Origin of the sequence: Rhodohalobacter sp. (genome assembly GCF_041686455.1) — a bacterium.
Taxonomy (GTDB): Bacteria; Bacteroidota; Rhodothermia; order Balneolales; family Balneolaceae; genus Rhodohalobacter.
In genome coordinates this window covers 21,246-34,248 of the sequence record NZ_JAWLDW010000020.1, presented here as the reverse complement: position 1 = coordinate 34,248, position 13,003 = coordinate 21,246, and the positions used below count along the sequence as shown (strand labels likewise).

Here is a 13,003-nt window from a genome sequence, read left to right as displayed (position 1 = left end):
CACTGGCTCAATTGCATTATACTCGTCTGGATTTACATTGTGGCTCCGATTCTTACAGCTTGCCGATCGACGAAATTCGCTATACCTCTATCGAGCAAAACCATAAACTTACGGTAACGACCACAAATGTAACCCTTCAAATTGATCTTGAAGGGCAGAGTGCTCTTCAGTGGCAGCGCTACATTAGGAGGCTGCAAACGGGAGAAAAACCTGTAAAGAAACTGTAGTATGGAATCATGGAATTTAGAATTTACGGCCGGTCAATTTTTTATGGATTTTGCCTGGCTTGGAGCACTTCTTATCGCGGGTACTCTCTTAAGAAAGAAAATTCCAATTTTACAGAAGTATCTTCTTCCCGCAAACCTTCTGGGCGGTACAGTCGGGTTACTAATTGGAATGAACGGACTTGGCTGGATTGAGTTGACGTCCGATCGTTTGGGGGTATATGTCTACCATTTACTTGCACTTCTGTTTATAGCATTAGGATTGCGTGCTCCCAAAAAAAGATTAGGATTATCATCGGTTAAATTTGGCCTGATTTTCATTGCGGCTTACCTGGTTCAGGCAATTATCGGATTAACGATAGCTTTTATTTTGGTCTACTCGATTAAGCCCGAGCTGTTCGCCGGTATAGGACTTCTTGCTCCGCTATCGTTTGGTATGAATCCCGGTATTGCATTTTCCATCGGGCAAAACTGGGAGCAGTTTGGATTTCAGTTCGGAGGGATTGTTGGATTAACTTTTGCCGCTTTTGGGTTTTTAGCGGCCTATACAATTGGAATTTGGCTTGTAAGGGCGGGTATTAAAAATGGAGAGGCGATGTATGTAAAATCTGAAGACGGGCTCTCAGGAGATGTATTAACGGGCCTGGTGGAGAATCCTATTGCAAACTCAGATGAGAAAATAACTACCTCGCCCGAATCCATTGAATCATTTACATTTCATATTGGACTTATTGGATTCACATACATACTTACATTTGGTTCCTTAAAAATTTTGGAACTCGGACTTATTTGGATCGGCTCAGAGCAGGAGATAACAACCTTGTGGTCTTTTCATTTTATAGCAGCCGCTATATTGGCTATTGGAATTCGTAAAATATTTGACTCAACAAGGGTAAGTGCCTATATCGACGATACTACTATGACCCGGTGCTCAAACCTGTTTATGGATTTTATGATTGTTGCTTCCGTTGCTGCTATCAGTTTTGCTGTAGTCGCTGCGTATTGGCTGCCGCTGTTGAGTATCTCTGTTTTTGCGATTCTTGCAACATGGATGGTAGTACAGATGATGACAAAAAGTGCATTTAGGCAGTTCAGGCTCGAAAGATTTGCCGCTATATTCGGTAATATGACCGGTACACTTCAGTCCGGTTTGGTGCTACTCCGAATTCTCGACCCTACCATGAGGTCTCCGGTGAGCTTTAATTTAGTGTATGGAAGTGGATTGGCATTGGTCTTCGGATTTCCTCTTCTGATATTAATTAACGCCCCTGTGCACTATTTTTCTGACGTAAATCAGGGTTTTTTGGCGGTACTTTTTACGCTGATTATCTATCTGGTATTGATTACATTTTTCTGGCAGTATCTTAGCAAACCTAAAAAGACGAAAAATTAAATTCTTCAACCGGGTAAGTGATGAATGTTAGAGTCGGATTTATTTTGATACTGTGTCTAATCTTAATTTCGTGTAATAGAAACGATTACAAAAGAAGTGACTTACCGGCTCAGGAGGTTCAAGAGCTCATTCAAAATTTCAGAGGGGATATCGGGGTTTATGTTAAAGATTTGGTAACAGGTGCTGAGTTAGAGGTTAATGCCGATACGATCTTTCCAACAGCGAGTATGGTAAAAATTCCAATTCTGGTAAAGATCTTTGATAAAATTGAACAAGGAGAATTGGATTATCAGATGGAAATGAAGTATGGGCCAGAACCGGAATATGAATATTCAGGAGACATTATCAGTAACTTAATACCCGGAACAGAGGTGGCACTTTCAGAATTGATTCATCTGATGATGTCCACTTCAAACAATACAGCATCTCTATGGAATCAGTATTTGGCAGGTAAAGGCACGGAAATAAATAGTTGGCTGGAGAATAACGGATACGTTTTTACGAGAGTAAATTCACGCACGGAAGGGAGAGAGGAAGATTTTCAGGCCTATGGATGGGGGCAGACAACTCCCCGCGAAATAGCAGGACTAGTGGAAGGAATTTTTAAGGGTGAAGTGGTTAGCAAAACGGCATCTGAACAAATGTACAGAATTATGAGCCGTAATTTCTGGGATGGGGAAGCACTTTCACAATTACCGCCTACGGTAAATGTTGCGTCGAAGAATGGTGCTGTGAGAGCGTCAAGATCTGAGGTGTTGTTGGTGAATGCACCATCAGGTGATTATCTGTTTTCTGTAATTACAAAAAATCAGGGAGACACCGGCTATGAATATGATAATGAGGCTTGGGTTGTTATTCGGAAATTGTCATCACTTCTTTATAATCATTTTGAACCTCATTCAGAATGGACGCCTGATAAGGAACTAAAAAAATACCATCAATAAAAAAAAGCTGCGACTCTTTCGAATCACAGCTTTTTGAAAAATGGTTCTGAGTGATCTTTTATTCAACAATCAGTTTTCCGACCATTCCACCGGCATAGTGTCCGGGGAAAGTACAAATAAAGTCGTACTCACCGGGCTCTTCCGGTACAGTAAATGTAACGGTATCAGATTCTCCATCGCCTAACATTGCTGTTGAAGCAATTATATTATCTTCATAGTCTGGTGAGATATAATCGCTATCGCGAGCAGAAAGTGATTCTCTTGCAAATGCGTCAGTGTCTGTTCCCATTTCAACTAATACGAAGTTGTGAGACATTGCTGTTGGAGGCATTGAGCTTACAGTACGTAAATTAATTCTGATCTCTTCGCCTGGTGCAGCTTCAATGGCTTCAACGATAGCAAATTCACCTGTTGTACCATTAGTAACTACCCCTTCTTGCTCTCCCTCTACAGCAAACTTGAGGTCATCGGTACCAATCAAATCAATGGTTCGAACTCCATCATCCTGAGTAGCTTGTTCTTGTTCCGCCTCTTCCTGTTGTGTCTGTTCAGCAGTTTCTCCACCACCGCATGCTGCAAATGCAACAACGAATAGCAGTAAAAATGAGTTAATTAATAATTTTTTCATCTGAATATTTAGTTCTTTTTTGATTATTTGTTGGTTAGAATCATTTGTAAAACAATAATAAAATATAGAGCATTCGAAGATTAACTACGAATCCTTTAACAATCTTAAAATGTCATTTTTTACTTCATCGGCATTAAACTCACTTCCTGAATAATGTTTCCTTACGTTCCCGTCTCTGTCTATTAAAGTAACCCGGTCGGTATGGTCAATAAAGTAAACCGGCTTGTCCTCTTCCGAAAAACGTGTCGGAGTTTTAACCGTAATAATACTCAGAGTTTCCAGTAACGATTCAACCTCGGATTTACCACCGGTAAGAAGTTTCCAGTTACTTTGATCGAGGCTATAGTTATCAGCGTAATCTTTTAGGATCGCTGGTGTATCCCTTTCCGGATCAAACGAAACGCTGACTAGCATAAAGTCACCCTGATCGGGGAGTGCACGTTGAACATCCCTCATGTTGTATGTTATCATGGGACAGATATCAGGACAGTGCGTATAAACATACCCAACTAGCATTATATTTCCGTTGTATTCTTCGGGAAAAGAGACAGAGCTGCTATCCTGATCAACCAGCAGGAATTCATCATCACTCAAGGATTCTTTAACGGCTAAGCTATCGCAACTGGAGAAAGTGCTAAGCACAATCCCCGCCGCAATAGTTAGGCATATGTAGAAGAGAGTTCTTCTTGTAAACATTATTCAATTACCTCAGTGGTACCGGACTATCAGGTGAAAATGGCAATGATGTGTCATATGTAGTTGTAATAACATCATAAATCACCGGAGTATACGAAAGTACAATCAGAATGATAACCATAATAATGAATGGCTTGAAGTTTCTTAGCCATGTTGCAGGTTCATCGTGCAGTGGTTCTGAAATTGGGAATGTAACCAAGGCACCTTCTTCCGTTGACTCGCTTTTTGAAAATACTGTTGCAAAGAATGATACTAGGTATATAACAATACCAAGGAACATTATCGACCCGCCAATAACACTCATGTCTATGTAAGGAATCCAATCCGGTTGATATAAGACACTGTCTGGATTGGCATAAGAAGCCCCGGTATTGGTTCGGCGCGGCATCCCCTTAAGTCCGCCAATTTTTAGCCCATATGACATGATTAGCAGACCAATAGTATAGACATATGGAGATATTAATGCCCATCCTTTCAGTTTAATCTGTTTTCCAAGAAACTGTCCGACCAGGTATAAACTACCACCAAGGAAAGCTAAAAGTACAGGTCCGGCTACAGTGAGGTGAAAATGCCCCGGTATCCAGGCAGTATTATGGACCACTGTATTCATTGAATAAGAAGCGTTTATGATACCACCTATACCTCCAAAGATAAATATGATCAAACCTGTAATGAGGAATGAGAAGAACCACCTTTCTTTTTCGAAATAGGGTAATTTCCATATCCAGCCGAATAACCCTTTGCTGCCGCGTTGTTTTCCCGCATGTTCAAGTGATGCGGCAAGTGTAAATGCTGTTATTAAACTTGGTAGCGCAACTGCAAAAGTGAAGATACCGTGCAGCAATTTCCACTGTGAGCTGATGGCAGGGTCCATATACTGGTGGTGTGTACCAACCGGTATGGAGAATACGATGAAAAGCATAAAGACCAGTCGGCCGGCCATGTCAGAGTAAAGTTTGCCACCGGCCAATTTTGGCATAAATACATAGTACATAACATATGCAGGCAGTAACCAAAAATAGACAAGGGGATGGCCAAAGAACCAGAAAAGTGTTCTGGCCAGCATTATGTTTATTTCATCAACCAGGCCTAGAGACCATGGCAGAAGCATAAACAATATTTCTACGGCTACAGCGAGTGTTGCAATGAACCAAACAATAAATGTAGTAAACATTCCTACTACGGCAAGCGGGGTTTTTTTGCCCTTATTCTCGTGTCGCCATTCGAGGTACATGGGGACCCAGTTGAAAAATGCAACCCAAGAGCCAACTACCAACAGTGTAAGCCCAATGTAAAAGAGGGGATGTGCTTTAAGAGGGGGATAGAACGTATAGAGAACGGTGGCTTCGCCAATTAAAATAATAATTGCCGCTACTACCGATCCAACAAGCATCATGATACCCGATGCCCATGCAATTTTTGTGTTCAGTGGTTTTCGAAGGGAGTAAGATACAAGTGCATTACCAAGCGCTACAGCAAAAAATGTTGTAAAAACAATTGCGTTTAATACACCATGAAAAGTTAGTCCTTTGTAGTAGTCGCCTCCAACAAAGGGGTCACTTTGAATAATTCCTGCCCTAAACAGAGTTTGCATCAGCCCGCCATAAATCCCGATAAAAAGCAGGACCATAGGTATGATGATAAGGGTAGCATTCAGGTACTTGGATGATTTGGTAAATCTGAATGAGTAATCGCTCATTATAATTTGCCTCCTATGGATTCATTTTCATCATCATTTTCTTCAATTACAAATCGGCCGGCCATAGTGTGGTGAGCGGCACCGCAAAATTCGTGACAGGCAAAAAAGTACTCACCGGGTTCATCAAATTTTACCCGAATATAATTGATAGCTCCCGGCACGGCCATGAGATTTACATTCTTCCTCTCAACCTTGAATCCATGAATGATGTCCTGTGATGTAACATAAAGATCTACAGTTGAACCTGCGGGAAGCCGAATTGTAGAAGGCTGAAAAGCCCACATTCTGGCTACCATATGAAGTTCGTATACGTCATCACTTGTCTGAAACAGTGTGTCTGATGTAAATGGATCCATATCTGTAATACAGGTTGGAACATCTACGTCTTCTGCAACAGCCGCGTACATGATTGCCCCAAAGAAAACAATCAGTAAGAGCCCGCTAAGCGAGAGTGCTAATTTTTCTGATTTATCCATTGTTTATATCCTCCCCATTAGTTCAAAGTAAAGTGAAAACCATACTACTGAGAAAAATACTATCAAAACAATGAAAAATGCTAAAGCTCCTTTCGGAGTGAATTCCTCATCATGATTTGTCTCCTCATTCCCCATGTTGTCTCCGTGTTAGAATGTTAAAAATTTCAAAATTGAAAGTAAGAGAATTAATGTGTTAAAGTAAAAAGACAAGCTTGTCCAATAATTAAATAATTGAAATTTTTTCATAAATAAAAAAAGTCTCCCGGTTTTTAATTGAGAGACTTTAAAAAAAGGACTTTCTATTTAATTATATCCTACTGATAGACAAGTGATACGCTACCCCCTGATGTGCGGGCAACCAATAGTGGTCCGCCGTTACCTACACGCCCGGATATAGAATTACGTTCTGATTGGCCGGTAAAATTGCGAAGCTCAGTGTTTACACGAAATCCACTTAGTTCCATATTAAAATGATCGGATTGGGGTAAAGTGATATTAATATTTCCGCCGCTTGTTCGCAGTTCAATATCATCCGAAAATTTTTCCAGATCTGCTCTGATTGATCCTCCGCTGGTGCGTGCGGATAGCTTGCCGCCACTGTCACTGATTCGAATGGATCCTCCGGAAGTAGATAGTTCAGAAGTTCCAAATACCTCATCGATATTTAAAGAGCCGCCACTGGTGCTTGCTGATATAATACCGTCCAGATTTTTGAGAAAAATACTGCCACCCGAGGTGCGAAGGGCAATATTCCCGGTAAGGTCTTTTGCGTTCACACTTCCGCCGCTTGTCCTCATGTTTACATTGTTGTGAATATTTTCGACCCTGAGACTGCCTCCGCTTGTATTTCCTTCTACCGTAGAGTTCATAGGAGTGTGAACCTCAAATGAAATGGAGATGTTGTTATTTCTGAAAAAACCTGTAAAGCCACTTTTGCGTTTAACTGATGCGGTAACACGATTTCCGAATTTGGAAATGTCTATTTCAAAATCAGAAAGATCATGATCTGAGGGGAGTAGAAAGTTATTCCCTCGTTTTACGTACATAACGACTTTTACCTCGTTTTCATCATGCCCTAAAACGGATATAAAACCTCCAGAGGTGGATATATCAAGTTCAGGCAGATCATTTGAATTGAAAACTTCAACCCTGTATGCATCTTGTTCACTTTGTGCAAAAGCAGCAGAAAGTGAACAGAAAAGCAGCATTACAAGAGTTAGGAGAAGATGAGTAATTTTTCGAGTCATATGATTGTCCGTTAAAAAATTCCGAGAATAAGTAGGAGTAATAAAATGGGACTGATTAAAAATTTAGTTAATAGAGCTGTTTTTGATCGAGCGATAAAATGGTTTTCATCTTTTCTTGATTTATGTTCAATGTTAATTTTTGTTACGGAAACGGAATTGATGATGTTTCAAAATCATAGAAAAAGATTGGTGAATCAGAGAATTCCTGATGTTTGTGTTTATTCATTTCGTTATAATAAGAACCGATTTTCTACCATAATAAAAAGACATGAAATTACCTTTTGTATTTGCAAAGCGATTTGTTGCCGGAGAGACGTTCGAGTCGACGGTTCCTAAGATTAAGGCACTTAATAAGAAAGGAATTAAAGTAACACTCGATCTTCTTGGGGAGAACGTAAAGAAGAAAACAACTGCTGATGATACCGTTAAGGAGTACATCAGGCTGTTAAATGACATTCATGAAGCGGGGCTAAAAAGTACCATATCGATAAAACTGACCATGCTTGGTTTGGATATTGACAGTGAGTACTGCAGAGATAATCTCTACTTGTTACTGGATGAAGCCAAAAGGCTGGACTCGTTTGTCCGAATCGATATGGAAGGGTCGGACTACACTCAACAAACGATTGATATCTATAAAGAAGCATTTAAGCAGTATGGAAAACATGTAGGGATTGTTATCCAGGCATACCTGCACAGAACCAAAGAGGATATTGCAGACATTGCCGAACTGGGGGCTGATGTGCGGCTTTGCAAAGGAGCTTATGGTGAACCGGAGAGAGTAGCACTTCAAAATATGCCGGCTATCCGAGAGGCTTTTAAAGAGTATACAAAAGTACTACTGGAGAAAACGACCTTTCCGCGAATTGCCACCCACGATGATGAATTGATTGAATGGGTAAAAGAGTACACCGAAGAGAAAAAGATTGGCCAAGCACGTTATGAATTTCAGATGCTCTATGGTCTTCGTGAAGAAACTATGGAACAGCTCACTAAAGATGGATACAATACGCGGGTTTATGTACCATATGGTACCATGTGGTTCCCTTATTTTAAACGCCGTCTGATGGAAAGGAAGGAAAATATCTTTTTTGTGCTGAGTACAATGTTTAAGAAGTAGTTATTATCCAAAGTACGACTCCAACCCTTGCAACAAAAGGATATAAAATAGGCAGTATATAAGCTCTGCCTTTTTTATTCTGAGTTTAAAAAATTTGAGTGAACGTGTTAATCACTTACAGCTGTTTCCTGAACAGCCTTCGCTACAGCTTCAGCAACTCCTTCATCAAACGGTCCCGGTATGATTTTATCTTCATTCGGCTTCTTAACAACTTCAGCAATAGCATATGCGGCGGCGATGTACATGTTGTTGGTCAGTTTTGATGCCCGGGCATCCAGCAAACCTCTGAAGATTCCCGGGAAGGCCAGTACATTGTTGATCTGATTAGGAAAATCTGAACGTCCGGTGGCAACTATTCTGGCGCCGGCTTGAACAGCCTCTGCAGGCATGATCTCAGGAATGGGGTTTGCCATGGCGAATATGATAGGATCGCTGTTCATTGATCGGACCATATCGGCTGATAGCACTCCGGGCACTGATACTCCAATAAATACATCCGTATTCTTTACGGCATCACTTAAGTCACCCTGGATTTGTTTTTCGTTTGTGATTTTTGCTGCTTCCTCTTTCACACTGGTCAAACCTCCACGATCTTTGTTAATTATGCCCCGGCTGTCGCACATGATAATCTGCTTTACTCCAACTTCTTTTAGTAAATAGATAATAGCCATTCCTGCTGCTCCTGCACCGTTGATCACCACTTTCAAGTCTTCAAACTTTTTACCCGTTACCTTAAGTGCGTTGATGATTCCGGCGAGTGTTACTACCGCTGTCCCGTGCTGATCGTCGTGCATAACAGGAATACTCAACTCTTCTTTAAGCCGCTTTTCTATTTCGAAGCAGCGCGGAGCAGAGATGTCTTCAAGATTGATTCCACCAAAGGTCGGTGCAATCATCTTTACCGATGCGATGATTTCCTCTGTGTTTTGCGATGAGAGAACAATAGGCACAGCATCTACATCAGCGAATTTTTTAAATAGGACGGCCTTTCCTTCCATTACCGGCATAGAAGCCTCCGGGCCAATATTGCCTAGGCCTAAAACAGCAGATCCGTCACTTACTACAGCTACAGTGTTTTGTTTAGATGTGTAATCATATGCCAATTCCCTGTTTTCTGAAATATCAAGGCAAGGCTGAGCAACCCCGGGGGTGTATGCAATACTTAAATCTTCCTGTGTTTCGAGCGGCATTTTGGAGTGTATGGCAACCTTTCCACCATACTTTTTATGGGCTTCAACTGATTTTTTCCCGTAGTCTTTTGTTTTATATGTCATAATATTTCTGCCTGTATAGGACAGTTAAAGTCTGTTTTTTGAAAGTTAGGTTGTGTTATTTTTTAATGAATGAGTTTGAGATTTATCCTTTCACAGAAAATGAGCCCCTCCGGTTACTCCGTACTCCACCCGAGGGGCGAATCTTTCATTAGTTATTACTGCTCATTTCCCAAACGTTGTTCGTTCTGTCAACATCGGCCATTCTTCCGGAAGGGTCTATTTCGACTTTGGTGATCTCGTCTGCCGATCTATCAATAGACAACTCATACTCAGGGAACACCCACGGCCAGTCTTCAGCCACAACACGTTCAACTTCCTGGAACTCATTCTCTTTCTGTCCCCACATGATTCTCAAGGGAATGTAGTAATGTTTGATAGAGCCGTCGGTGAATTCAATTTCCACATCCAGCGGCATCGGCATTACCCCATTTTTCGCCAGTGTGATATTGGCGGTACCATTTTTATCAGCTACAGATTTTACTGAGTAATCGATTGTGTGTGTTGTTTCTACCCAATATTCGTAATACCAGTCGAGAACCATATCACTTTCACGCTCAGCAATTCGAATAAAGTCGTATCCTGTTGGATGTTTGAATTTCCACTCCTCATAAAATCGATTGAGAGATCGTTTCAATGCATCATCTCCAATCACATATCCGAGTTGATGCAAAAAAATGGCACCTTTGGTGTAACTTGCCAATCCATAAGCTGAATTTGTTACGTAATGATCGGCATGAATGTGCATAGGTTCCTCCATTCCGGATTGAGCCATTCGAACGTAGCCATTGTACCTTGAGAGCATCGGATCTCCTTCTCCGTTATTAAAGAGGTGATTTGTGATAAATGCAGATGCGTAGCTAGTAAATCCTTCATCTATCCATTGATCACGGGTTTCATTGTTTGCAACCGCTCCCTCGTACCATGCGTGCACAAACTCATGAACGGTTACACCAACCAGGCTCCTGAGGTTTCTGTTACCTGTAATCAGTGTGCCCATGGTGTACTCCATACCGCCATCACCACCCTGAATAACGACATATTCATCATAGGCGTAATCACCGTAGTTTTCGCTCATATACTGAAATGCTTTGACCGTGAGTTCAGGTAGAGCCTCCCAATTGGCGCGGAGGTCACTTTGACGTTCTTCCAGTGCATTTTCAGCAACCGGATCCGTTTGATAGAAAAACCTTAAAATTGGACCGTCAGGTACCTGGGCAGTGGTGTGAGTGTAGTCAGGATCAGCCGCCCACATCACATCATGAACATCTTCAGCTTGGAAATGCCACGTTAATTTCTCACCGTCGGGTCGGTTCACCTGCATATCGGCGGTTTCGTAGCCATAGCCAACTTTTTCGGGGTTTTGCAAGATGGACCCGGAAGCCACAACGTAATCACGGTCAATATGAATTTCTATATCAAATGTACCAAAAGGGGCATAAAACTCTCTCCCAATGTATGGGTTTGCGTGCCATCCCATCTCATCATAGGCGGCAATTTTGGGGAACCACTGCGACATTGAGTAACGAACTCCCTCAGCGTTGTCTCGACCAGAACGGCGGGTCTGAAGTGGAACCTGAGCCTCATGTTCCATTTCAAAAACTACACTTTCGCCGGGAGCAATCGGCTCGTTGAGGTGAACTTCCATTATGGTACCCTTCACAGTAAATTCTACTTCTTCTCCATTCTGTTTGATCCAATCAATTTCTTGATAGCCGATTTCAGTTTCATCGTAGCTAAAGATTCTGTCTCGCACTCGGCTATCCGGATCTGCTATCGTTCGAGATCGTTTGTCCATCATGCTGTTCGGCTGAAATGCATTGAAGAAAAGATGGTAAAACACACGATCAAGCGTATCAGGAGAGTTGTTGTGATACGTCAGTTTTTGCTGTCCCTGGTAGCGATTGGTTTCCACATCAAAATCGATGTCCATTTCATAATCTACGGCTTGCTGCCAGTTGCCTGCATTTTGTGCTGTACTGTCTGTTATCAGAAACGTAAAAAGCAGCAAAAAAGCTGCAATAAAAAATGAGAGTTTGTTTTTTAACATGATCGTATCAGTTTATGTGATAGGGTAGACGTTGGTTTGCGTTGCATTAAATTTAAAATTTTGTACGGCTGGCAAAAGCGCGGCTGAGTGTGGCTTCATCGATAAACTCGAGCTCAGTGCCCATCGGAATACCGTAAGCTATACGTGTTACATTTACATCGTAGTTGAGCAGTAATTTATTGATGTAGTAGGAGGTGGCTTCACCCTCCGCATCGGGATTAAGAGCGAGTATCACTTCATCAACCGGTTCATCATCATCGGTAAGGCGATCAAGGAGCTCTTTGATTCGGATATCATCCGGCCCGATGTTGTCCAGTGGTGAGATGGTCCCGCCAAGCACGTGATATCGGCCCCTGAACTCGTTTGTTTTTTCAATGATATAAACATCCTGAAATTCCTCAACAACACAGATGACTCCTGTTTTTCGCTTTTGGTTGCTGCAAATTGAACATGGATCTTCATCCGTGATGGTACCGCAAACGGAACAGCGTTTTACAGACTTTTTAAGCTGTACCAAAGAGTCGGCGAGAGTTAGTACGCGCTCGTCAGATTGTTTAAGGAGATGGATTGCAATTCGCTGAGCAGATTTCCGGCCCGTACCCGGCAATTTTGCAAGCTCTTCAATTGCGCGTTCTAATACTTCAGAGGTTATTTGCATCTGTTAAGATTGAGTGTGACAGATGAGCCGAAAATATAACGGCTCAATCTTATCTGGATTTAAAGCCCTAATTTACTCATGTCCATACCGGGAATACCGCCTCCGGGCATCATGTCTTTGTATACGTCCTGCATTTTTTGTTTTCCGGCTTCTTCAGCTTTTTCCAGGGCTTTATTCACACCTGCAACCACTAAATCTTCGAGCATCTCTTTATCCTCGGGATCAATTACATCCTTATCAATATCGATGCTGATCAATTCTCGTTTTCCATTGGCTTTTACTTTCACCATTCCGCCACCGGCGTCAGCTTCTACGGTAACTTCGCCAAGTTTTTCCTGGGCTTCCTTTACTTTTGCCTGCATGTCATTCAGTTTTCCGAACATATCGGCCATATTAAAATCACTCATATCAATATTGGTTTATAGTTGTTTAGGTTTGTCTGATTGATAACAAAAAAAGAAGTATAAATGTTTTCAGGTCTTTGGTGGAAGCTTAATCATATCAGTATTCTAATTCAGCTCCGAACAAGTTTACAATCTTTTTAAGATTTGGATCTTCTTTTTGAATCTCTTTAAAACGCTCATAAGGGCTTATGGA

At 41.5% G+C, this 13,003-nt stretch carries 13 protein-coding genes; 4 read left to right on the top strand and 9 right to left on the bottom strand.

Translation table 11 applies throughout. From position 1 onward, the window contains the following. The 3 genes from ACESM0_RS04470 to ACESM0_RS04460 form a co-directional block, all read left to right on the top strand. On the top strand, positions 1 to 227 hold a 227-nt coding region (locus tag ACESM0_RS04470; protein WP_372904055.1), incomplete at its 5' end, for a hypothetical protein. Position 228: 1 nt separating this feature from the next. Further along, positions 229 to 1,617 carry a hypothetical protein gene (locus ACESM0_RS04465; protein WP_372904053.1) on the top strand — a complete coding sequence of 463 codons (1,389 nt, stop codon included), beginning with the start codon at positions 229 to 231 and terminating at the stop codon, positions 1,615 to 1,617. A 20-nt stretch (positions 1,618 to 1,637) separates the two neighbouring features. Continuing rightward, complete coding sequence (locus tag ACESM0_RS04460; RefSeq protein ID WP_372904052.1) at positions 1,638 to 2,561, top strand: serine hydrolase; 924 nt, start codon at positions 1,638 to 1,640, stop codon at positions 2,559 to 2,561. Between the two features lie 58 nt (positions 2,562 to 2,619). On the opposite strand, the gene ACESM0_RS04455 is transcribed toward ACESM0_RS04460, so the two are convergent. The 5 genes from ACESM0_RS04455 to ACESM0_RS04435 all read right to left on the bottom strand — a co-directional run bounded on the left by ACESM0_RS04455 (position 2,620) and on the right by ACESM0_RS04435 (position 7,307). Continuing rightward, positions 2,620 to 3,189, bottom strand: coding sequence for a plastocyanin/azurin family copper-binding protein (locus tag ACESM0_RS04455; RefSeq protein ID WP_372904050.1), 570 nt, complete (start codon positions 3,187 to 3,189; stop codon positions 2,620 to 2,622). A gap of 84 nt (positions 3,190 to 3,273) precedes the next feature. Continuing rightward, the gene (locus tag ACESM0_RS04450) at positions 3,274 to 3,885 is read right to left on the bottom strand and encodes an SCO family protein (RefSeq protein WP_372904048.1); all 612 of its coding nucleotides are present in this window, start codon (positions 3,883 to 3,885) and stop codon (positions 3,274 to 3,276) included. 7 nt (positions 3,886 to 3,892) lie between these two features. Beyond that, the gene (locus ACESM0_RS04445; RefSeq protein ID WP_372904046.1) at positions 3,893 to 5,584 is read right to left on the bottom strand and encodes a cbb3-type cytochrome c oxidase subunit I; all 1,692 of its coding nucleotides are present in this window, start codon (positions 5,582 to 5,584) and stop codon (positions 3,893 to 3,895) included. Next, the gene (locus tag ACESM0_RS04440) at positions 5,584 to 6,060 is read right to left on the bottom strand and encodes a cytochrome c oxidase subunit II (RefSeq protein WP_372904044.1); all 477 of its coding nucleotides are present in this window, start codon (positions 6,058 to 6,060) and stop codon (positions 5,584 to 5,586) included. The genes ACESM0_RS04445 and ACESM0_RS04440 overlap by 1 nt, the downstream gene beginning before the upstream one ends. 314 nt (positions 6,061 to 6,374) lie before the next feature. After that, positions 6,375 to 7,307: a DUF4097 family beta strand repeat-containing protein gene (locus ACESM0_RS04435; protein WP_372904042.1), complete on the bottom strand. Its 933-nt coding sequence runs from the start codon at positions 7,305 to 7,307 to the stop codon at positions 6,375 to 6,377. Between the two features lie 268 nt (positions 7,308 to 7,575). Here ACESM0_RS04435 and ACESM0_RS04430 point away from each other — a divergent pair, with 268 nt between their 5' ends. Then, on the top strand, positions 7,576 to 8,427 hold the full coding sequence (locus tag ACESM0_RS04430) for a proline dehydrogenase family protein (RefSeq protein ID WP_372904040.1): 852 nt from the start codon (positions 7,576 to 7,578) through the stop codon (positions 8,425 to 8,427). Positions 8,428 to 8,534: 107 nt separating this feature from the next. Here ACESM0_RS04430 and ACESM0_RS04425 read toward each other — a convergent pair whose 3' ends face one another. From ACESM0_RS04425 to ACESM0_RS04410, 4 genes are all read right to left on the bottom strand, one after another. Next, entirely contained in the window at positions 8,535 to 9,701 is a 1,167-nt protein-coding gene (locus ACESM0_RS04425) for an NADP-dependent malic enzyme (protein WP_372904038.1), read from the bottom strand. Positions 9,702 to 9,849: 148 nt separating this feature from the next. Continuing rightward, on the bottom strand, positions 9,850 to 11,748 hold the full coding sequence (locus tag ACESM0_RS04420; RefSeq protein ID WP_372904036.1) for a M1 family metallopeptidase: 1,899 nt from the start codon (positions 11,746 to 11,748) through the stop codon (positions 9,850 to 9,852). Positions 11,749 to 11,800: 52 nt separating this feature from the next. Further along, a complete protein-coding gene (gene recR / locus ACESM0_RS04415) occupies positions 11,801 to 12,406 on the bottom strand; it encodes a recombination mediator RecR (protein WP_372904034.1) in 606 nt (201 codons plus the stop codon). Between the two features lie 59 nt (positions 12,407 to 12,465). Continuing rightward, positions 12,466 to 12,813 carry a YbaB/EbfC family nucleoid-associated protein gene (locus ACESM0_RS04410; RefSeq protein WP_372904032.1) on the bottom strand — a complete coding sequence of 116 codons (348 nt, stop codon included), beginning with the start codon at positions 12,811 to 12,813 and terminating at the stop codon, positions 12,466 to 12,468. Positions 12,814 to 13,003: the final 190 nt, after the last annotated feature.